Source organism: Pseudomonas sp. RA_15y_Pfl1_P11 (assembly GCF_963970975.1).
GTDB lineage: Bacteria > Pseudomonadota > Gammaproteobacteria > Pseudomonadales > Pseudomonadaceae > Aquipseudomonas > Aquipseudomonas tritici.
Map to the genome: position 1 here is coordinate 154,640 of NZ_CAXAOY010000009.1, position 20,493 is coordinate 175,132.

The 20,493-nt window shown below is 59.5% G+C and carries 17 protein-coding genes; 4 read left to right on the top strand and 13 right to left on the bottom strand.

Annotation, left to right across the window (positions count from 1 at the left end; all coding sequences use genetic code 11):
* Positions 1–62: 62 nt before the first annotated feature.
* Positions 63–971 (top strand): LysR family transcriptional regulator, encoded by a 909-nt coding sequence (locus tag AACY44_RS14125; protein WP_339415029.1) that lies wholly within the window; start codon positions 63–65, stop codon positions 969–971.
* Here the strand turns inward: AACY44_RS14125 and AACY44_RS14130 are convergent.
* The 9 genes from AACY44_RS14130 to AACY44_RS14170 all read right to left on the bottom strand — a co-directional run bounded on the left by AACY44_RS14130 (position 968) and on the right by AACY44_RS14170 (position 8,624).
* Positions 968–1,453, bottom strand: coding sequence for a DoxX family protein (locus AACY44_RS14130; protein WP_339435909.1), 486 nt, complete (start codon positions 1,451–1,453; stop codon positions 968–970). The two genes, AACY44_RS14125 and AACY44_RS14130, sit on opposite strands and share 4 nt — an antisense overlap.
* Entirely contained in the window at positions 1,450–2,226 is a 777-nt protein-coding gene (locus AACY44_RS14135; RefSeq protein WP_339415027.1) for a DNA-binding domain-containing protein, read from the bottom strand. The genes AACY44_RS14130 and AACY44_RS14135 overlap by 4 nt, the downstream gene beginning before the upstream one ends.
* The gene (gene bufB, locus AACY44_RS14140; RefSeq protein WP_339415026.1) at positions 2,223–3,101 is read right to left on the bottom strand and encodes an MNIO family bufferin maturase; all 879 of its coding nucleotides are present in this window, start codon (positions 3,099–3,101) and stop codon (positions 2,223–2,225) included. Before bufB ends, AACY44_RS14135 begins: the two co-directional genes overlap by 4 nt.
* Before the next feature lie 22 nt (positions 3,102–3,123).
* Positions 3,124–3,420, bottom strand: coding sequence for a BufA1 family periplasmic bufferin-type metallophore (locus AACY44_RS14145; protein ID WP_339435910.1), 297 nt, complete (start codon positions 3,418–3,420; stop codon positions 3,124–3,126).
* Positions 3,421–3,629: 209 nt separating this feature from the next.
* Positions 3,630–4,331 carry an ATP-binding cassette domain-containing protein gene (locus AACY44_RS14150; RefSeq protein ID WP_122540346.1) on the bottom strand — a complete coding sequence of 234 codons (702 nt, stop codon included), beginning with the start codon at positions 4,329–4,331 and terminating at the stop codon, positions 3,630–3,632.
* Position 4,332: 1 nt separating this feature from the next.
* Positions 4,333–5,100: a high-affinity branched-chain amino acid ABC transporter ATP-binding protein LivG gene (gene livG, locus AACY44_RS14155; RefSeq protein ID WP_339415024.1), complete on the bottom strand. Its 768-nt coding sequence runs from the start codon at positions 5,098–5,100 to the stop codon at positions 4,333–4,335.
* Positions 5,097–6,350 (bottom strand): high-affinity branched-chain amino acid ABC transporter permease LivM, encoded by a 1,254-nt coding sequence (locus tag AACY44_RS14160; protein WP_339415023.1) that lies wholly within the window; start codon positions 6,348–6,350, stop codon positions 5,097–5,099. Before AACY44_RS14160 ends, livG begins: the two co-directional genes overlap by 4 nt.
* Positions 6,347–7,270 carry a high-affinity branched-chain amino acid ABC transporter permease LivH gene (livH, locus tag AACY44_RS14165; protein ID WP_339415022.1) on the bottom strand — a complete coding sequence of 308 codons (924 nt, stop codon included), beginning with the start codon at positions 7,268–7,270 and terminating at the stop codon, positions 6,347–6,349. Before livH ends, AACY44_RS14160 begins: the two co-directional genes overlap by 4 nt.
* A gap of 226 nt (positions 7,271–7,496) precedes the next feature.
* Entirely contained in the window at positions 7,497–8,624 is a 1,128-nt protein-coding gene (locus AACY44_RS14170; RefSeq protein WP_339415021.1) for a branched-chain amino acid ABC transporter substrate-binding protein, read from the bottom strand.
* 341 nt (positions 8,625–8,965) lie between these two features.
* On the opposite strand from AACY44_RS14170, the gene AACY44_RS14175 reads away from it, so the two are divergent.
* A complete protein-coding gene (locus AACY44_RS14175; RefSeq protein WP_339435913.1) occupies positions 8,966–9,277 on the top strand; it encodes a DUF2288 domain-containing protein in 312 nt (103 codons plus the stop codon).
* A gap of 251 nt (positions 9,278–9,528) precedes the next feature.
* A complete protein-coding gene (locus AACY44_RS14180) occupies positions 9,529–10,617 on the top strand; it encodes a hypothetical protein (protein ID WP_339415019.1) in 1,089 nt (362 codons plus the stop codon).
* A gap of 39 nt (positions 10,618–10,656) precedes the next feature.
* On the opposite strand, the gene AACY44_RS14185 is transcribed toward AACY44_RS14180, so the two are convergent.
* The 3 genes from AACY44_RS14185 to AACY44_RS14195 form a co-directional block, all read right to left on the bottom strand.
* Positions 10,657–12,834 carry a hypothetical protein gene (locus AACY44_RS14185; RefSeq protein WP_339437991.1) on the bottom strand — a complete coding sequence of 726 codons (2,178 nt, stop codon included), beginning with the start codon at positions 12,832–12,834 and terminating at the stop codon, positions 10,657–10,659.
* 204 nt (positions 12,835–13,038) lie between these two features.
* The gene (locus AACY44_RS14190; RefSeq protein ID WP_339455707.1) at positions 13,039–15,303 is read right to left on the bottom strand and encodes a putative bifunctional diguanylate cyclase/phosphodiesterase; all 2,265 of its coding nucleotides are present in this window, start codon (positions 15,301–15,303) and stop codon (positions 13,039–13,041) included.
* Between the two features lie 138 nt (positions 15,304–15,441).
* The gene (locus tag AACY44_RS14195; RefSeq protein WP_339506525.1) at positions 15,442–15,807 is read right to left on the bottom strand and encodes a YkgJ family cysteine cluster protein; all 366 of its coding nucleotides are present in this window, start codon (positions 15,805–15,807) and stop codon (positions 15,442–15,444) included.
* 250 nt (positions 15,808–16,057) lie between these two features.
* Here AACY44_RS14195 and AACY44_RS14200 point away from each other — a divergent pair, with 250 nt between their 5' ends.
* Positions 16,058–17,404 carry a spinster family MFS transporter gene (locus AACY44_RS14200; protein WP_339415015.1) on the top strand — a complete coding sequence of 449 codons (1,347 nt, stop codon included), beginning with the start codon at positions 16,058–16,060 and terminating at the stop codon, positions 17,402–17,404.
* A 175-nt stretch (positions 17,405–17,579) separates the two neighbouring features.
* Here the strand turns inward: AACY44_RS14200 and rapA are convergent, their stop codons facing one another.
* A complete protein-coding gene (rapA, locus tag AACY44_RS14205; RefSeq protein ID WP_339415014.1) occupies positions 17,580–20,426 on the bottom strand; it encodes an RNA polymerase-associated protein RapA in 2,847 nt (948 codons plus the stop codon).
* Between the last annotated feature and the right edge of the window lie 67 nt (positions 20,427–20,493).

A 20,493-nucleotide genomic window follows, 5' to 3' on the forward strand; every position in this document is an offset into this window, starting at 1 on the left:
TGGCTTTTTAAGCGGATAAACGCACTAATGGGCAACCTTTGGTTTTCAAATGGAAACAATCCATGAGCGAAATGGATGACTTGGCGGCCTTCGCCGTGCTGATCGACGCCGGCAGTTTTACCGTGGCCGCGGAGAAACTGGGCTGTAGCAAAGGGCAGTTGTCCAAGCGAATCAGCCAGTTGGAAGCACAGCATTGTGTGGTGCTGCTGCACCGCACGACGCGCAAGCTCAGCCTGACTGCAGCCGGTGCGGCATTGCTGCCCCAGGCTCAGGCATTGGTGGTGCAGGTGGATCGCGCCCGTCAGGCGTTGGCCCGGCTAAAGGACGATCTGGCCGGGCCGGTGCGTATGACGGTTCCGGTCTCCTTGGGCGAAACCTTCTTTGATGGCTTGTTGCTGGAGTTTTCCAAACAGTACCCGCAGGTGCAGATCGAGCTGGAGCTCAACAACAGTTACCGGGACCTGGCGCGGGATGGTTTTGACTTGGGGGTACGCTCAGGCGCGATTGAAAACGAGCGCCTGGTGGTCAAGCCTCTGCTGGCCTGGCATGAAATGACCTGCGCCAGCCCGGCGTACCTTGAGAAGCATGGCGAACCGGAGACACCGGCCGACTTGGCCGCCCACACCTGCCTGCTCAACAGCCACTACAGCGGCCGTGAAGAGTGGTTGTACCACCAGCAGCACGAACTGCTGCGGGTGCGGGTGAGCGGTACCTTTGCCTCCAATCACTACAACTTGTTGAAAAAGGCTGCGTTAGTGGGCGCAGGTATCGCACGCTTGCCGTCCTACGTTCTGCCCGCAGAATTGGCTGACGGCCGCTTGCGCTGGCTCCTGCGTGATTATCAGACGCGAAGCATGCCGATGTACCTCGTGCATCCCTATCAGGGCGGTCTGCCGCGTCGCACCCAGGTGCTGGCTGACTACTTGGTGGACGGGTTCAAGCGCAGCGGCAAGGCCCTCGACCGACTCTAAGCGTAGCGACGCGCGATCAAGTGATCGATGGACAGGCGCCCCGGTCCTTTGGCTACGAGTATCAACAGCAGCGCAATCCAGGTGCCATGGGTCGGGTAGGCGTCCGGGTAGACGAACAGCTGAATCACCAGGGTCATGCCGATCAGGGCCAAGGCCGAGAAGCGCGTAGCGAAGCCTACCAGGATCAACACCGGGAAGAAGTGCTCGGCAAACGCCGCCATATGCGCCGCCACCTCCGGTGATAGCAGCGGCACGTGGTATTCGCTGCGAAACAACGGCAATGTCGAGGCGGCCAGTTTCGGTTCGCCCAGTTGGAAGGTGCCGCTGACCAAATCAATAACGAATCCTTCGACCTTGGTTTGCCCGGATTTCCAGAACACTGCGGCAATCGAAAAACGCGCGACAAAGGCAATCAGGCTGTAAGGGATTTGTTCGAAAAGCGCGATGACCCGATTGATCAGGCCTGATGGACGAGTGTTCATGGCGATACCTTTTGTTCTAGATGCAAATGAGTAATGGCGTTGTGGCTGATCAGCAGCGTGAGGCATTGGTGCAGGTCGAACTCGGCCGCTGCGTCAAGCGCATGCTCCACGGCTTTTTCCAAGGCATTGCCATGGGCCAGGCTGTTGATAAACGCCACTGAGCCACTGTCGGTAGCAAATACCCTGACCTCCAGCCCCTGACGTACTACCAGCGCACTCTGGGCGTGCCAGGGATTCAGGGTGGCCAGGCCGCCTTCGGTCTGGTGCGCGGCCCATACCGCCACCACCGCGTAGGCAGAATTCAAGGTGGCAAGGGATGGATGCAGTTGCAGGCGCAATTTCCCCAGGTCTGTTTGGCCTTGCAGTGCTTGAAGAACAGTCGGTTGGTCGAGTGGCTGGGTGTCCGCCGCGTGATAGGCGCGCACACGCAGTCGTTCCAAACGCGCCATATCGGCCAGGTAGGGCACGCTGGCGGCGGGCTCAAAGTCCTGGATAAATGCGGCGAGCGCACTGCCGTACTCGCTGATCAGCGGGCTGGTGGGTGGGCAAGCCCGGATAAACAGGCCGGCCATCGCACGGAAGAAGTCCTCGCCCACCAATTGCAATGTCACGGGGTAGGCCGTTGCGAGTGCGTTGATCAACGAACTGTGCACATTGTTGCGATACACCGCAAAACGGCTGGCCGGGTCGGCACCGTTGCTGCTGAACAGGCCATTGGGGCATGCCTGGTCCGGCGCCAGCAGCGCTGCGGCAAACTCGTCATGAAGGCTCATGGGCTCACCTGCGACAGATGCAGTTCGGCCTGTTGAGCCTCAGCCAGCAATACGCTGAACGCCGGCACTTGGTTGTCCCGTTCGATCAGCGTGGCTATCGGGCCTACGTGCGCCAATACTTTTTCGTAGAGCTGCCACACGGCGTTGTCGATAGGTGCGCCGTGATCGTCGATCAACAAGCGATCACCGAGGCTGTCAGTGTCTTCGGCAAAACCGGCCAGATGAATCTCGCCCACCGCATGCATCGGCAGGCCGTCGATGTAGGCAACCGGATCGCGTTGATGGTTGATGCACGACACATAGACGTTATTCACGTCCAGCAGCAAACCGCAGCCCGTACGGCGGATGATCTCACTGATGAAGTCGGTCTCATCCAGGGTTGAGCGCTGGAATTGCAGGTAAGTCGACGGGTTCTCCAGCAGCATTGGCCGCTTGAGGGTATTTTGCACGTGGTCAATGTGTTCGCACACCCGTTGCAGGGTCGCGCTGTCATAGGCCAGGGGCAGCAGGTCATTGAGAAACACCGGGCCGTGGCTTGACCAGGCCAGGTGTTCAGAAAAAGAGTGGGGTTGATAGCGTTCGATCAGCGTTGCCAACCGCGCCAGGTGCTCACGGTCCGGCGGGCCTTCTCCGCCGATGGACAGGCCTACGCCGTGCAATGACAGCGGGTACTGTTCGCGGATCAACCCAAGGTAGTGATGAAACGGGCCGCCGTCCACCATGTAGTTTTCGGCGTGCACTTCAAAAAAACCGATGTCGGGTGAGGTCTCCAGCACTGCAGTGAAGTGCTCATGCTTGAGCCCCAGCCCGACCCGGCGTGGGAGGCCGGGCGCCTGAGCCTGGGAGACGGCTTGCAGGGATGAAAGAGTCATCATCAGTACTCAGGTTTTATGAGGTTCAGGACTTGGCGGTGAAGGCCGCTTCCTGGCCGAAACCGGTCGGCGAGGTGGAGCTTGGGGTTTGGAGGCAGGTGCCGGTTGGAACCAGTTGCCAGGCGTTGGCCTGGTCCTTGGTTTTCGAGGTGCCGGCGCAGGAAGTGCCAGCGCCTGCGGCGCAATCGTTCTTGCCGGCTTCGGCGACACCGAAGCACTTTTGCATGTCGTCGGCGGCGTGGGCGGTGGTGGTCAGGGCAGACAGGCTCAGCGCGGAACCGAGGGCCAGGACGAGGGTGGCAGCGGACAGTTTGGTGGTCATGGTGTATCTCCTAGTGGGGTGGGTTGGCGGGCTTGAATGCCTGCTTGTAGCACTAGAGAGAGGGGCGTGGGGTTCGTTACAAATCAGCCGAAAATAGTTTCAAACAACGTAATTCCAGGGATCACACAAAGCAAATGTGGGAGCGGCGGTGCGACTTGCTCGCACCGCCGCTCCCACGTTTTTGATCCGGTTCATCCAGCAACCGTTTTTTAACCGCCGAGGTAGGCCTCGCGCACCTTCGGATCGGTCAACAACTGCTCGCCCGTACCCTGCATCACCACCCGGCCGTTTTCCAGCACGTAGGCCCGGTCAGCAATCTTCAGGGCCTGGTTGGCGTTCTGCTCCACCAGGAACACCGTCACACCGTCCTTGCGCAGTTGTTCGATGATGTCGAAGATCTGCTGGATGATGATCGGCGCCAGGCCAAGCGAAGGTTCGTCCAGCAGCAACAGCTTGGGCTTGCTCATCAGCGCCCGGCCGATGGCGAGCATTTGCTGCTCGCCGCCGGACATGGTGCCGCCGCGCTGGCTGAAGCGTTCCTTGAGTCGTGGGAACAGGTGCAGCACCTTGTCCATCTGCTCCTGGTAGTCGCCCTTGTCGGTGAAGAACCCGCCCATCGCGAGGTTCTCTTCCACGGTCAGGCGGGCAAACACCCGACGGCCTTCCGGCACCACGGCAATGCTCTTGCGCATGATCTCGGAAGAGGCCTGGCCCACCAGTTCCTCACCCATGTAGCGGATGCTGCCGCTGTGAGCCTGGGGCGAACCGCACAGGGTCATCAGCAGCGTGGATTTACCGGCACCGTTGGCGCCGATCAGCGTAACGATCTCGCCTTGGCGCACTTCCACGTTGACGCTGTGCAGGGCCTGGATCTTGCCGTAGAAAGTGGAAACGTTTTCGAATTGCAGCATTTTACGCTTCCCCCAAATAGGCTTTGATCACTTCAGGATTGTCGCGGATCTGCTCCGGCGTGCCGTTGGCCAACGGCGTGCCCTGGTTGATCACCACGATGTGGTCGGAAATGCTCATGACCAGTTTCATGTCGTGTTCGATCAACAGCACGGTGGCGTTGTTTTCTTCACGCAACACGCTGATCAGCGCCTTGAGGTCTTCGGTTTCCTTGGGGTTCAGACCCGCGGCCGGTTCGTCGAGCATCAGGATCCGCGGGCGGGTCATCATGCAGCGGGCGATTTCCAGGCGACGTTGCTGGCCATAAGCCAAGGTGCCGGCAGGGCGGTTGGCAAACTCGGTGAGGTTGACCTTGTCCAGCCAGTACTCCGCGTATTCCATGGCCTCGCTCTCGCTTTTGCGGAACGCCGGGGTCTTGAACAAGCCTGCGAAGAAGTTGGTGTTCAGGTGACGGTGCTGGGCAATCAGCAGGTTTTCGACCGCCGTCATGTCCTTGAACAACCGCACGTTCTGGAAGGTCCGCACCACGCCCTTGCGGGCGATCTCGTGACCGGCCAAACCCTGGATCGGCTGGCCATCCAGCAGGATGCTGCCACCACTCGGCTTGTAGAAACCGGTGAGGCAGTTGAACACCGTGGTCTTGCCGGCGCCGTTCGGGCCAATCAGCGCCACAACCTGTTTCTCTTTCACGGTCAGGGCCACGCCGTTGACCGCCAGCAAGCCGCCGAAGCGCATGCTCAGATTTTCGACTTTCAGGATCTCGCGGCTCATTTGCGCAGCTCCATGTGTGGACGTTGCATGGGCAGCAGGCCTTGAGGACGCCAGATCATCATCAGCACCATCATGGCGCCGAACATCAACATGCGGTATTCGCTGAACTCACGCATCATTTCCGGCAGCAGGATCATCACGATCGCCGCCAGGATCACGCCCAGTTGCGAGCCCATGCCACCCAGTACCACGATGGCGAGGATGATCGCCGACTCGATAAAGGTGAACGACTCCGGCGTCACCAGACCTTGGCGAGCGGCGAAGAAGCTGCCGGCGAAACCGGCGAATGTTGCCCCGAGGGTGAAGGCCGAAAGCTTGATGATTGTCGGGTTCATGCCCAGTGCACGGCAGGCAATTTCATCTTCGCGCAGTGCTTCCCACGCGCGGCCGATCGGCATGCGCAGCAGGCGGTTGATCACGAACAGTGCGGCCAGTGCCAGCAACAGCGCCACCAGGTACAGGAACACCACTTTGCTCACCGGGTTGTAGTCGATCCCGAAGTATTCGTGGAAGGTCTGCATGCCCTCTGCTGCGGTGCGGTCGAACGACAGCCCGAAGAAGGTGGGCTTGGGGATGCTGCTGATGCCGTTGGGGCCGCCGGTAATATCGGTGAGGTTACGCAGGAACAGACGGATGATTTCACCGAAGCCCAGGGTCACGATCGCCAGGTAGTCACCGCGCAAACGCAGCACCGGGAAGCCCAGCAGGAAGCCGAACGTCGCCGCCGCCATGCCCGCCAACGGCAGGCAGATCCAGAAGCCCCAACCCAGGTAGTGCGAGAGCAGCGCGTAGGTGTAGGCACCCACTGCGTAAAAGCCCACATAACCCAGGTCGAGCAGGCCGGCCAGGCCCACCACGATGTTCAGGCCAAGGCCCAGCAACACGTAGATCAGGATCAGGGTGGCGATGTCGACCGCGCCGCGCGAGCCAAAGAACGGCCAGATCAACGCGGCCACGATCAGGCCGATGATGATGTAGCGCTGGGTGCGTGGAAGGGTCAGGAATTGACTGACCTTAGGCGACACCAACGGACCACGGTTGCCCTTGAGCAAGGCGCTGACCTGCTGGGTGAACAGCACGCGCAGGAACAACAGTACCGAACACAGGGCGATGATGGTGAGGGTCACGGGACCGGTACCATGCACTTCCAGGTTGATGCCGACAATGCTCAGCTTGAGGCCGAGTACCGGGAAGGCCACTGCCCATACCAGCAAGGCGCTGAAAAACGCCGATTTAAGATATTTGCTCATACTTTCTCAACCTCCGGACGGCCCAGGATGCCGGTCGGACGGAACAACAGGACCAGAACCAACAGGCTGAACGCTACGACGTCCTTGTACTGGTCGCCGAAGATATCGGCACCAAAGGCTTCGGCCACACCCAGCACCAGGCCACCGAGCATGGCGCCCGGAATGCTGCCGATGCCGCCCAATACCGCTGCGGTAAAGGCTTTGAGACCTACCAGGAAACCGGCGTTGGGGTTGATCACGCCGTACTGCATGCTCAGCAGCACGGCCGCGACGGCCGCCAATGCGGCGCCGATCACGAAGGTCAGGGCGATGATGTTGTTGGTGTTGATGCCCAACAGGTTGGCCATCTTGATGTCTTCGGCACAGGCCCGGCAGGCGCGCCCCAGACGGGAACGGGAGATGAACAGGGTCAGGCCCAGCATGGCCACCAGGGTAACGACGAAGACCAGGACCTGCATGTACGAAATCAGCACTTCTTGTGCGCCGCCTGGGCCGAAGGAGAAGCTCCCCGGGATCAGGTTGGGAATGGACTTGTCCTTGGAGTCCTGGGACAGCAATACGGTGTTCTGCAGGAAAATCGACATGCCGATAGCAGAAATCAGCGGGATCAAACGGTTGCTGCCACGCAAGGGACGGTAGGCAACGCGCTCGATACTGTAGCCATAGGCACTGGTCACGACGATCGACGCCAGGAACGCGGCGGTCATCAACAGCGGCAGGGAGTGGATACCCAGCATGGCCAGCCCGGCAAGGGCGATGAAGGCCACGTAGGAACCAATCATGTAGACCTCGCCATGGGCGAAGTTAATCATTCCAATGATGCCGTAAACCATTGTGTAGCCAATGGCTATCAAGGCATAGGTGCTGCCAACGGTCATGCCGTTAACCAGCGTTTGGAAAAAATGATAGATCTCAGGCATTACAGCGCTCCTAAAAACCCGATACGCATTTCACTGGTGGAGTCATTTCCGGCCCGTGCCCTGTTCTGTGAGCAGGTTGCACAAAGCGTTTGCCAGCGAACCGCTGGTGACGGTTTTAAGATTTTCAGGTGAGCCAGCACCCGGATCGCGAGTGACAGGCCCATAAACCTCGTAAAACAAAGCCCACTGCTCTCACAGTGGGCTTGTTGGACCAGTAACGCCTGGCTTACTGAGGGGAAACTTCGGTTTTTGGTTTACCGAAGTGCCATTCGTAGACCACGAATTTGAAGTCCTTCAGGTCGCCCTTGGCGTCAAACGTCAGCTCGCCGGTAGGGGTCTTGAACGTGCCTGCGTGGATGGCTGCAGCCACTTTGGCGGTGTCTTCAGACTTCGCGGCAGCGATACCGCCGGCGATGACTTCAACAGCCGAGTAGGCCGGGAACACGAACGGGCCGGTTGGGTCCTGCTTGTTCTTGGCGAACTCTTCAACGATTGCCTTGTTGGCCGGATCGGTGTCGAAAGACTTCGGCAGGGTGACCAGCAGGCCTTCGGAAGCGCCCTGGGCGATTTGCGAGATGGAGTCGTTACCGACACCTTCAGGGCCCATGAACTTGGCGTTTACGCCTTTTTCCTTGGCTTGGCGAAGGATCAGGCCCAGCTCAGGGTGGTAACCGCCGTAGTAGACGAAGTCGACGTTGGCTTGCTTGAGCTTCTGGATGAGGGAACCGAAGTCTTTGTCGCCAGCGTTGATGCCTTCAAAGAGGGCAACCTTGACGCCTTTTTTCTCGAGAGTCTGTTTAACGGCGGTAGCGATGCCTTCACCGTATTGCTGTTTGTCGTGAATCACAGCAACGACTTTCGGCTTCACGTGGTCGGCAATGTAGTTGCCAGCCGCAGGCCCCTGAGCGCTGTCCAGGCCGATAGTGCGGAAGATCAGCTTGTAGCCACGGGCAGTGATTTCCGGGCTGGTAGCCGCCGGGGTAATCATGATCACGCCTTCGTCTTCATAGATGTCGGAGGCGGGCTGAGTGGAGCTGGAGCAGAGGTGGCCGACCACGAACTTGACGCCGTCGTTGACCACTTTGTTGGCTACGGCAACGGCTTGTTTAGGATCGCAAGCGTCGTCGTATTCCTTGGCTTCGAGCATTTTGCCATCTACGCCGCCTTTGGCGTTGATGTCGGCGATGGCTTGCTTGGCACCCATGAATTGCATGTCGCCGTATTGCGTCACTGGGCCGGTTTTAGGGCCCGCAATACCGATCTTGATGGTATCGGCTGCGAACGAATGGCCGGCAACCCCAGCCAGGACCATAGCGGCAAACAGTTTGGAAATCTGCTTAGTAGCCTTATTCATATTGCTCCACTCTTACTGTTGTATTTTTTATAGTTCTAGCGGCCTTGTGAGCTGCAGAACCGGATCAGATATCTCGGATATCCCCCCGGCAGTGCCCTGGCAACTGTACCGGTACAGTGTAGAGCGCCGGTTGATCGCTTGAAAAGCTGGCTGCTGGGGGCAAAACCCGGGCGTGTCGCATAAATGAAAGAAAAAGACAGAATTGCGGCGGGGTGATGCCAGAGTTCCGGGCAATCCTTGGCTTTCCTGACACTTTCAATCGGTAACTCATTTGCAACTGGGTTTTTCTACCTGATGCGTGACGTTATGATTGCGCCGATTTTTTCTTCAGGTGAAGTCCCATGACGCAAGAACCTAGCACCCTCTATGCCAAGCTGCTCGGCGAAACCGCCGAAATATCCTGGAAGGAGCTTGAACCGTTCTTTGCCAAGGGTGCCCTATTGTGGGTCGATGCCGGCCTGGATTTGATCGAGGCCGCCGAAGGCATGGCCGAAGATAACCGCGACAAAGTCGCTGCCTGGCTGGCTGCCGGGAGCCTTGGCGAAGTGTCTGCGACGCGGGCGCTGGACCTGGTGGAGCGTGATCCAGGCTTGTGGGCGGTGGTGGTTTCGCCTTGGATCCTGATCCAGGAAAGGGCAGCGCCTAGGAGGTGAGCACTAAAACGGTGCGCGCTTTGCCCGTTTAAAAGTGTGTAGCGGGGTAACCGCTGGCGTCTTGATGGCATCTTGCCGTGAAGAAAGGTCACAGCCCAGGATGACGCGCACGTCATGGGAACAGTTTTCCAAAGGCCGAAACGGCTGCAGAATTGTTTCTCGGTGTGAACAAGTACCCGGTAGCGGTGAGATCGCAGGGTAGAAAAGGGTGAAATCCGGTAGAGTTCGCCGCTTGTTATTCGGAGCTAGTCATGCCGTCAGCGCTGCCCCCTTCAGCGAAACCTTCGCACCAGTTGCTATACCTTATCTACGGTAAACAAGAGGTTTACCGGCGAGAGGCCAAGTTCAGCATTCTTACTGCCCTGGCGCAGCTCAAGCCTGGCGAGCCGCTGTGCATCCGGGTCATGACTGATCGGCCGCAGGACTTCACCGGCTGGCCGGTGGAGACCCTCGAGTTGGACGAGCAGACCCTGAGCCAATGGCAGGGCCACAACGGCTACCTCCATCGACGCAAGGCGTGTGCGATCGCCCAAGGGTTGACGTTGGCGGACAAAACCTTGTTCGTCGATACCGATACGCTGTTCCTGAAGTCGCCTCACCGTGTGTTCGAACTCATCGAGCCTGGCCAGTATGTGATGGACGAGTTTGAATACGACTGGAGCTACGTCTGCAAGCGCCCGGACTACCTCAAGCTGGGCAAGCACCTGCATGCCCATGGTGTGTCTGCCAGCAACAGCTTCAAGCTTTACAACAGTGGCCTGTGCGGTGTATGTGACACCGATGCGCCGCTGCTCGAAGCCGCGATACGCTGGATCGACGAGTGGACCCAGGGATCCTTCGACATCCACACCATCGAGCAAGTCGCGATTTCCTTTGCGATGCGTGGCAAGACGGTGCGTGAGTCCAAGAAGCTGGTCTATCACTACTACGCCGAAAAGCGCTTCTTCCATGCCATGCAAGCGCACTTTTTCAGCCTTCATGGCGAGACCTTCGGGCCTGAACTGGTCGCGCGTTGCCTGGACGTGCCACAGGTCAAGCCCGTGCCATCAGCCTGGCAGCGGCTGCTGATTAAATGGAAGCTGCGCAATCACCGCAAACATTTGAAAAGGGTCGGTCGCGACTTACTCTACGGCAGCGCGGCACCTGAGCATCCGTATTACGAGGTGTGCCGGCAGGGCTGGTGGGAGTCGGCTTCGCGTGAAATTCGCGGTTGGGATGAGGCTGAGCAGAAGAAGTTTTTCGGGACGCACGACACCGGTTGGCCGAAGCAACTGCCACGACCTGCCAAGGCTGCAGACGAACAAGCGATCGTCGATTACCTGCAACAACGAAGAGCCTAGTCAGACAGCGACGGCGCCCAGCGGCGCCGTCGCAATGCCTCAGCCGGTCTTACCGGTGTGGTTATTCAGCGAAATAACCTTGGTCTTCCCGATCCGGTGACGATAAATCTCACGCAAGTACTTGATGGCCTTCTTCACGCAGTCCCGCGACAGGCGGATGTCATTGATCGACACAAACTTGTCTTTGTCGTTGATCAACTCGCGGTACTTCTTCTCATACATCGGCTTGATCGCGTACCAGTTGGTGTCGAGGATCTTCGCCGGGTTCTCGAACTCGTTGAGTAGCTCGTCGATACGGTCTTCGTCGAAGTCCTCGTGGATGATGAAGTCCAGGATCGAGTTGTCCAGGGTGTCATCGAAACGGTACGGGTTGCGCGCAAAGCAGCGTTTGATAAACGCCACGATCAGCGTCAGGAAGTCATCCGACAGGCACGGGCTTTTCGCGATCAGGGTGGTCAGCGACAAGTTGGCTGAGGCACCGATCACCAAGGCGTAGCGCTTGAGCGTGGTGTTGGGGAACAGGCTGTTGAGGTGAGTCTTGAGCCGGTTCAGGTCCATGTAGGACAGCTTGTAGTCCTTGGGCAGGGACACGATCGAGACCACTGACGAGCAGTTCTTGAAGAAGTGCAGGTCATGCAGCGCTGCCGCGTCGTAGCCGGAGTTCTTGTACTGCTCCAGGGAGGCCTTGTAGCGTTTGGATTCGATCGGCAACAGGCTGATGCCTTCGATGGCCTGGGTGACCTTGTTGAAGTGCGGCAGGTCGATGGAACGGAAGAACAGGTCGTCGATGTTCAGGCGCTGTGGCTCTTTCTCGAATACCTTGAATTTGTCATTCGACGGTGCCGGCGTTTCCGGAACCACGGACTCGGCGTAGGCAATCGCCACCGGGCCGGCCAGGCTCATGAACAGGTCGTTGGCATCCAGGCGAATGGTTTCGCCGATGTCGATGCCGGCGCGGCGGAAGTAGTTCTGGTCGTAGTCGGTGGTGACGGCCTGGGCCGTGAGGATGTTGAAGATCTGCTGGGAAATGTACTGGTTGGCGTGTTTTTCCATGGCATTGACGTCAATGTTCTGAATATTGCCGTCATCGCTCTCTTCGGCGTAGCGCATGATGTCGTTGGAGATCAGCATCATCGCGTTCCACGGCCGGATGCGGCCCTTCACACTGGCTTCGCTGCTGTCTTCGTTGTCGAAGTTGTAAGAGAAGTCCCATTCTTCCGACAGGTATTTGCACAGCAGTCGCCCGGCGTTGATGTGCAGCGCTTCGGACATTTCGCTGCGGTGGTCGGAGATATTCGGCAGCACGCAGATGCCGCTGGTGAAGATCGGCTCGAACACAAACGCGTGGCCGCTTTTGCTGTCGTGCTCGTCGGCGGGCTTGGTGTCGAATGTCTTGTTCATGTACGAGTGTTGCTGGGCCAGACCGAATTCCGAGGCCATGCCCGAGCCGGTGCCGCCGCCGGCGCTGAAGATCGAGAAGTACAGGCGCGACTGGTTGGCCTTGATGCCGCAGGAGTCGATCAGGTACGAGTGGATCATCTTCCAGTCGGGGCTGGAAAAACGCTGGGTGTCTTTATTGAGGATGATCTTGGCCAGGTACTGGCCGAGGATCGGCGCGTTACCGGCGCCACCGGCATGGACTTCCGAGAGGTCCATGATTTTCATCTTGCTGTAGTCGCGCAGGAAGCCGCTTTTTTCGCCCTTGCGCGAGAAGCGGATGCGCCCTGCGATGTCCTTGTCCAGGTCGCCGAGCATCACCAGTGGTTCCACCAGGAACACCGGTTTGCTCGCCTTGCCGCTGCCCAGGCGCAGGTTGTTGCGGATCCACTGGGCCGGGCTGTAGCCCTTGTCCTGCGACTTGTCTTCGTTGCTGAACTCGTTCAAATAGAACTTGCGCGCGTTGTACACCAACTCCGCCACGTCCAGCGCAATGTTCGAACCGCAGCGGCCCAGGCCGATCAGGCACACCGAGGGGAATTCCTGCTCATTGCGCGGATCGCTGTCGCCTTCCTGGTGGGGCGGGCGCGGGAACACCATGTCACGCAGGCCATCGAGGTTGTCGAGGATGCGGTCGGTATTGGTTTCGGTGAAGTACAGGTATTGCTGGGTGGCCAGCGGCCGGGCGGTGCTCAATGACTTTGAACCTGAGGGTTTGTCCGCAGGAGCTGGGAGCAACACGTCGGATACCACGGTGGCAGAGCTATTTTTAGAGGTCATTTTGCGCCATGTGCCTGGACGGATGGCTGAAACAAATCAAAGGGCCATCACGGAATGGGTGTTCGCGACTTTGCAGTGCGTCCTTGTCTTGGGCGAAGGGGGATAACCCTGGTTTCTCCAGGGAAAACCTGGCCGGACTCTGATGAATCGGCCGTTTGTCGGCGTTCTTTAGGCGAATGATGGCGAAATGCCAAATGTTGGGCGTCAGCGAATTGGCCTGACGATGGACTTTGAGCCGCCGCGGCTTGAGGACGTTTCTTTCGGCGAGCTGTTGTCTTTGGTGTCCACCACGCTGCGCGGGTAGATCGGGTTACGCATGTTGATGCTCTGGATCACACCAATGATGTCACTGGCCGCCACTGCTGGGCTCAGCAGGTAACCCTGGACGAAATCGCAGTCATGCTTGAGCAGCAGCTCGAATTGCGCCTGGGTTTCGACGCCTTCAGTGATTACCTGCAAGTGCAGGGTGTGGGCCATGCCGATAATTGCCTGAACGATCTCGATATCCGTGGTGGACTTGGGAATATCCTGGATAAACGAGCGGTCGATCTTCAAGGTATTGAGCGGCAGGCGCTTGAGGTAGGCGAGGGACGAGTAGCCGGTGCCAAAGTCGTCGATGGCCAGTGACACGCCCAGCGCGCGAATTTGCCGCAGCAGCGTCAGGGTGCTGCTGATATTGCCCATCAGCGCATTTTCGGTGACTTCCAGCTCCAGGCGGGTGGCGGCGACGCCGCTGAAGCGCAGCGCATCTTCGATTTCATCCGCCAGCTCGTCACGGGCGAGGTTCAGGGCCGAGCAGTTCACCGACATCGTCAGTTCGGTATAGCCTCTGTCAGAAAGCATTCTTAGGTCATGACAGGCTTGGCGCAACACCCAGTGGTCCAACTCGGCAATCAGCCCATTGTTTTCGGCGATGCCGATAAACCGATCTGGCGCCAGCAGGCCGTGCTTTGGATGTTGCCAGCGTACGAGGGCCTCCAGCCGCGTAACTTTGCCCAGTTTCATGTCAAAGATCGGTTGATAGAACAGCACCAGTTGGTTGTGGGTGCGCAAAGCGCCGCGCAGTTCCTCTTCCAATTGCAGCTCGAGAAAGGCGCGAGCTTTCAGGTTGGAACTGAAGAAGTTCAGGTTATTGCGCCCAGTGTCCTTGGACTGATACAGCGCCAGGTCGGCAGTTTTCAGCAGCTCCTCGCAGGTGAGGCCGTCATCGGGGAACAGGCTGATGCCGATGCTGGTGGTCATTACCATGCGTCGACCGGCCAGCTCGATGGGTTCTTTCATCTGTTGCATGATGCGCTGGGCCAGGTGCCGGGCTTCGTCGCGGTGGTGGATGCTGATCAGGATGCAGAACTCATCGCCGCCGAACCGCGCAACCACGTCGGCATGGCTGCGCACCGAGCCCTTGATATGCGCGGCCAGCACGGTGAGCAACTGGTCACCTGCGTCATGCCCGAGGCTGTCGTTGATGCGTTTGAAGTGGTCTATATCAAGAAAAATCACCGCCATCATGCCGTGGGAGGCGGTTTTTTCGGCAAGCTTCTCTGCAAAGATCTGATTGAAACCCCGGCGATTGAGCAGGCTGGTCAGGGCGTCGTAATGGGCCACTTGTTGCAATGAAGCGCGCGCCTGATCCAGTTCGCTGAGCAACGCATTAACCCGGCGCAGGTCGCGTTCCTTATGCTGCAGTTTCTTGTCGGCCAGGGCAGCACTGATGCTGCTGCCAATCACCAGCAGGGTGATGACCGCCACCGACAAGCCCAGCTGGATAGGGTTGTTACCCGAAGGCAATGAGAGGTCAGCCCCGGTGGGCACTATTAATTGCATCGCGGCCATGCCGGTAAAATGCATGCTCAGGATTCCCGCGCCCAATACCAGGCTGGCGGTGTATTTGAGCAGTTGATGAAACATGCCGGTGCCGGTGCGCAGGTAGCTCGACAGTAACAACGCAGCCAGGCTTGCGCCCATGGCGATGGCCACCGAGGCTATGAACAACTCTGTCTCAAAATACAGCTGGGCCTGGGAACGCATGGCCGACATGCCGACGTAATGCATCAAGGCGATGCTGGCGCCCATCCATAGGGAGGCCAGCCCATACTGGTGCAACCGCAGGCGAGGATGGCTGAGGGTCTGCATGGCGATCAACGAGGCGATCAGCGCGATGAGCAAGGACGCGAACGTCATCAACAGGTCGTAGTGAATCGCGATAGGCGCCTGGAAGGCCAGCATGCTGATGAAGTGGGTGGACCATATCCCGCCAGCCAGGCAACTGGCGCCGAGCCAGCGCCAATGGCGCTGCGCGGTCGGGTCCTCGACATGACCTACGCGCTCAGCCATGTCGAGCGTGCCGAAGCCTGCCGCGCAAGCGACGAGGTAGGCCAATAGCACCAAAAAGGGGTTATGACTGCAATTGAGTAATAAATGCCCGCTTTCTGGAAGCCCGGTGAAAAAATGCAGACCCAGCCATTCCATAGCATGCCCTGTCATAGCGTCACGTCACTGCCTACGGCGATGACCTATTAGGTCGAGTATAGAGGCCTTACGGAATTTGCCATGGGTGATAGCACTTTGCTCTGAATTATTTTGGCATCCTGCTCATAGCGTTTGATGCTAAGCGCTGATGGGCAGCGCCAATTCGAAGGGCGCTTGCAACGGCGCCAAGCCAAACGCGGCGCGTGCGGCATCGCAATCGACGTTCTGCACGCCCCGGCTCCACGACGCGTCAAACTCGCGGCAGGGGCTTGAGCGTTGCTCATAGATCGAGCAACTCGTCCCTTTACCCACTTCACCTTCAAGGCTGCAGCAGCGGACGGGCTTCTTGTCGGTACCGATCATCGCCACGCGCGTTGGGTTGATTTGCACCACCAGGTCGTCGGGCACCGTGCCCCCCGATGAGGCGCACTCTCCCCAGAAGAAAGACACACGAAAGTATGAACAGCAGGCACCGCAACTCAGACACGGACTGGCTTCGGACATGGGCGTCATCAATAGGATAAGGAGAGGGGGGACTACGGGAAGGCTCGCCATTCTATCCGTGCCATGGCGGTTGGGAAGGGGGGCGCGGACTTATATTTTCGTAGCCAAAGTCCCGCAGCACCGGGTGAAATCATGCCCTATCAGCTTTACGAATCATTACAGACAACCGCCGCCCGCCTGACTATGTTGCAGGTACCGGGCAGGATGCAGCGGGCATCGCAGCTCTCATAACAATAAAAGAGACGGACCCATGCAGAACTCGACCCAAGCGGCGAATGCCTGGCGCATTCTGTTCCTGCTGTTCCTGGCCAATCTGTTCAACTTTTTCGACCGCACCATTCCGGCGATCATCATTGAGCCAATCCGTATGGAATGGCACCTGAGCGACTTCCAGCTCGGCATCATCGGCACCGCCTTCACCCTCGTCTACGCCATCGCCGGCTTGCCCCTGGGGCGTATGGCCGACACCGGCTCGCGCAGCAAGCTGATGGGGTGGGGCCTGTTCGCCTGGAGCGGGCTGACGGCGGTCAACGGCCTGGTCGGCAGTTTTTGGACGTTTTTGCTGGTGCGCATGGGCATCGGCATCGGCGAAGCCAGCTATGCGCCAGCGGCCAACTCGCTGATTGGCGACCTGTTCCCGGCGCACCGTCGCGCGCGGGCCATGGGCATTTTCATGCTGGGCTTGCCATTGGGGTTATTGCTGGCGTTTTTCACCATCGGTTGGATGGTCAAGGCGTTTGACAGCTGGCGCGCACCGTTCTTTATCGCGGCAGTGCCGGGGCTGATCCTTGCGGTGTTCATGTTCTATATCAAGGAGCCCAAGCGCGGCGCGGCGGAAACCGTGCAGGTTTCCCAGGAACGCATCGATCGCCCGGTTCGCCGCGTGCTGGCGGTGCCTACCTTCCTGTGGCTGGTGCTGGCCGGGCTGTGCTTTAACTTTGCCACCTACGCCTGTAACTCGTTCCTGGTGCCGATGTTGCAGCGTTACTTCCTGATGCCGCTGCAAGACGCCGCCGTGGCCACCGGGGTGATCGTCGGCCTGACCGGCCTGGTGGGCCTGACCCTCGGCGGCTGGATCGCCGACAAGATCCATCAACGCGTTGCCAATGGCCGGCTGTTGTTCGCCGCGTTCAGCCTGATCATCTCCACCGTGACCACCGCCTGGGCGTTGCACGCCGGGCGCATCGAGATTGGCGTATTTGTGGCGTTGTTCAGTGTGGGCTGGTTGTTTGCCTATAACTTCTACACCTGCGTGTACACGGCGATTCAGGACGTGGTGGAACCGCGCCTGCGGGCCACGGCGATGGCGCTGTTTTTTGCCGGGTTGTACTTGCTGGGTGGGGGGATGGGGCCGATCGTCGTGGGTGGGCTTTCCGATCATTTTGCCCATTCTGCGATGTATGCGGCGGGGGCGGAACAGATGACGGAGGCCTATAAAGCGGTGGGTTTGCATGACGCCATGTACCTGATTCCGGTGGCGCTGTTCTTGACCATGTTGTTTTTGTTTCAGGCGTCGCGCTGTTTTGTGCGGGATGCCAAGCGGATGAAAGAGGGGTTGGTGGCCGTGCAGGTGCCGGCTGCTGTGGCTACGGCTTGAGACCGAGTTGACCCTTTCGCGAGCAAGCCCGCATTTGGAATGCGTTCCCCTGTGGGAGCGGCGGTGCGACGATTCGACTTGCTCGCGAAGAGGCCATCACAGGCAGCAATATGCTCAAGCGAATAAAAAAGGCCCGCATTGCGCGGGCCTTCTTGTTAGCGGAGTAGGGCGGTAATCAACCCGCCACCAACACCCGAATCGCCTCCAGTCGCAGCGCCGCTTTATCCAGCATGGCCAAGCCTTGCTCGCGCTGGTTGCGCAGGGCAACCAGCTCGCTGTCACGCACGGTCGGGTTGACCGCTTGCAACGCGGTCAGGCGCGCCAGCTCTTCGTCAGTGTCCGCCGCCAGGCGACGTTTGGCATCGGCTACGCGCTCGGCGTGGCGCGGGGTGATCTTCTCTTCGCCGGCGTTGATCCGTGGCGTCAGATGGTCGCGCTGGGCCTGGATAAACTTGTTGGCGCTGGCCCGAGGCACGCTTTCCAACTGGTCGTTGAGGGTTTCGAACGACACGCGGCCCGACAGGTCGTTGCCATTGGCGTCCAGCAGACAGCGCAGTGCCGCCGGCGGCAGGTAACGACCCAGTTGCAGCGCGCGCGGCGCTACCACTTCGCTGACGTAAAGCAGCTCCAGCAACACGGTGCCCGGCTTGAGGGCCTTGTTCTTGATCAGCGCCACGGCGGTGTTGCCCATGGAGCCGGACAGCACCAGGTCCATGCCGCCTTGCACCATCGGGTGTTCCCAAGTGATGAACTGCATGTCTTCGCGCGACAGTGCCTGGTTCCGGTCGTAGGTGATGGTCACACCTTCGTCGTCGCCCAGGGGGAAGCTGGCGTCGAGCATTTTTTCGCTGGGCTTGAGGATCAGCGCGTTTTCCGAATGGTCTTCGCTGTCGATGCCAAACGCGTTGAACAAGGTTTCCATATAGATCGGCAGGGCGAACTGGTCGTCTTGTTCAAGGATGTCTTCCACCAGTGCATCACCTTCACCCGCGCCGCCGGAGTTGAGCTCCAGCAAGCGGTCGCGACCGGTGTGCAGCTCCTGCTCCAGGCGCTCGCGTTCGGCGCGGGCCTCGTCGATCAAGGCTTGCCACTCGCCGTCGTCGCCGTTTTCCAGCAGCGGCAGCAGGCGCGGGCCGAACTGGTGCTGCAAGGCGTTGCCGGTCGGGCAGGTATTGAGAAACGCGTTCAGCGCTTCGTGGTACCACTGGAACAGACGCTCTTGCGGGCTGGTTTCCAAGTAAGGCACGTGCAGTTCGATCACATGCTTCTGGCCGATCCGGTCCAGACGGCCGATCCGTTGTTCCAGCAAGTCAGGGTGGGACGGCAGGTCGAACAGCACCAAATGGTGGGAGAACTGGAAGTTACGGCCTTCACTGCCGATCTCGGAGCAGATCAGCACCTGGGCGCCAAACTCTTCATCGGCGAAGTAAGCGGCGGCGCGGTCACGCTCGAGGATGTTCATGCCCTCGTGGAACACCGTGGCCGGAATGCCGGAGCGCACTCGCAGGGCGTCTTCCAGGTCCATCGCGGTTTCGGCGTGGGCGCAGATCACCAGGACCTTGGTGCGCTTGAGCATTTTCAGCTGGTCGATCAGCCACTCGACCCGTGGGTCGAAGCGCCACCAGCGGTTTTCTTCTTCGATGTCCGGCTGCGACTGGAAGCTGACTTCCGGATAAAGCTCGGCGTGCTCGCCCAGCGGCAGCTCAAGGTATTCGTCCGGGTTCGGCAGCGGGTAAGCGTGCAGCTTACGCTCCGGGAAGCCCTGCACGGCGGCGCGGGTGTTACGGAACAGCACGCGCCCGGTGCCGTGGCGGTCGAGCAGCTCACGCACCAAACGCGCGCTGGCTTCGGTGTCGCCATCGTTGACGGCGGTGAGCAGTGCTTCGCCTTCGTTGCCGAGGAAACCCTGGATGGTCTTGTGGGCTTTTGGCGACAGGCGACCTTTGTCCAACAGCTCTTGTACCGCTTCGGCCACCGGGCGATAGTTTTCGCTTTCGGCGCGGAAGGCGTGCAGGTCGTGGAAACGGTTCGGGTCCAGCAGGCGCAGGCGCGCGAAGTGGCTGTCCTGGCCCAGTTGTTCCGGGGTGGCGGTGAGCAGCAGCACGCCGGGAATCACTTCAGCCAACTGTTCGACCAATGTGTATTCGGGGCTGGCTTTCTCTTCATGCCACACCAGGTGGTGGGCTTCGTCGACGACCAGCAAGTCCCAGCCAGCCGCGAACAGTGCGTCCTGGGCCTTCTCGTCGTCCACCAGCCATTCCAGCGCGACCAGCGCCAGTTGGGTGTCTTCGAACGGGTTGGCGGCATCGCTTTCGATAAAACGTTCTTCGTCGAACAGCGCGACTTGCAGGTTGAAGCGCCGGCGCATTTCTACCAGCCACTGGTGCTGCAGGTTTTCCGGGACGAGGATCAGAACGCGGTTGGCGCGGCCCGAGAGCAGTTGGCGATGGATCACCAGGCCGGCTTCGATGGTCTTGCCCAAGCCTACTTCGTCGGCCAGCAATACCCGAGGCGCGATACGGTCAGCGACTTCACGGGCGATGTGCAGTTGGTGCGCGATAGGTTGCGCGCGCACGCCGCCCAGGCCCCACAGCGAGGACTGCAATTGGCGGCTGGTATGTTCCAGGGTGTGGTAGCGCAGCGAGAACCAGGCCAGCGGGTCGATCTGCCCGGCGAACAGACGGTCGCTGGCCAGGCGGAACTGGATAAAGTTGGAGAGTTGGGTTTCCGGCAGGGTGACCTGCTCGTTCTCCCCTTTGAGGCCGTGGTACACCAGCAAGCCGTCGACATCGTCGACTTCCTGCACGGTCATCTTCCAGCCTTCGAAATGGGTGATGGAGTCGCCCGGCGAAAACCTTACGCGGGTGAGGGGCGCATTCCGTAGCGCATACTGGCGAGTGTCGCCAGTGGCCGGATAGAGCACGGTCAACAAGCGGCCGTCCTGTGCCAGAACGGTGCCTAACCCCAGCTCTGCTTCGCTGTCACTAATCCAGCGTTGCCCCGGTTGATACTGCTGCGCCATGCTGCCTGACTCCCGCCGTGAAAAAGCCGACTATCTTAACGGAACAAGGCCCTCATCCAAAGGACTC

Coding starts and splice junctions, on each gene's coding strand:
- AACY44_RS14125 (WP_339415029.1), top strand. CDS start 63: ATGAGCGAAATGGATGACTTGGCGGCCTTCGCCGTGCTGATCGACGCC.
- AACY44_RS14130 (WP_339435909.1), bottom strand. CDS start 1,453: ATGAACACTCGTCCATCAGGCCTGATCAATCGGGTCATCGCGCTTTTC.
- AACY44_RS14135 (WP_339415027.1), bottom strand. CDS start 2,226: ATGAGCCTTCATGACGAGTTTGCCGCAGCGCTGCTGGCGCCGGACCAG.
- bufB (WP_339415026.1), bottom strand. CDS start 3,101: ATGATGACTCTTTCATCCCTGCAAGCCGTCTCCCAGGCTCAGGCGCCC.
- AACY44_RS14145 (WP_339435910.1), bottom strand. CDS start 3,420: ATGACCACCAAACTGTCCGCTGCCACCCTCGTCCTGGCCCTCGGTTCC.
- AACY44_RS14150 (WP_122540346.1), bottom strand. CDS start 4,331: ATGCTGCAATTCGAAAACGTTTCCACTTTCTACGGCAAGATCCAGGCC.
- livG (WP_339415024.1), bottom strand. CDS start 5,100: ATGAGCCGCGAGATCCTGAAAGTCGAAAATCTGAGCATGCGCTTCGGC.
- AACY44_RS14160 (WP_339415023.1), bottom strand. CDS start 6,350: ATGAGCAAATATCTTAAATCGGCGTTTTTCAGCGCCTTGCTGGTATGG.
- livH (WP_339415022.1), bottom strand. CDS start 7,270: ATGCCTGAGATCTATCATTTTTTCCAAACGCTGGTTAACGGCATGACC.
- AACY44_RS14170 (WP_339415021.1), bottom strand. CDS start 8,624: ATGAATAAGGCTACTAAGCAGATTTCCAAACTGTTTGCCGCTATGGTC.
- AACY44_RS14175 (WP_339435913.1), top strand. CDS start 8,966: ATGACGCAAGAACCTAGCACCCTCTATGCCAAGCTGCTCGGCGAAACC.
- AACY44_RS14180 (WP_339415019.1), top strand. CDS start 9,529: ATGCCGTCAGCGCTGCCCCCTTCAGCGAAACCTTCGCACCAGTTGCTA.
- AACY44_RS14185 (WP_339437991.1), bottom strand. CDS start 12,834: ATGACCTCTAAAAATAGCTCTGCCACCGTGGTATCCGACGTGTTGCTC.
- AACY44_RS14190 (WP_339455707.1), bottom strand. CDS start 15,303: ATGGAATGGCTGGGTCTGCATTTTTTCACCGGGCTTCCAGAAAGCGGG.
- AACY44_RS14195 (WP_339506525.1), bottom strand. CDS start 15,807: ATGTCCGAAGCCAGTCCGTGTCTGAGTTGCGGTGCCTGCTGTTCATAC.
- AACY44_RS14200 (WP_339415015.1), top strand. CDS start 16,058: ATGCAGAACTCGACCCAAGCGGCGAATGCCTGGCGCATTCTGTTCCTG.
- rapA (WP_339415014.1), bottom strand. CDS start 20,426: ATGGCGCAGCAGTATCAACCGGGGCAACGCTGGATTAGTGACAGCGAA.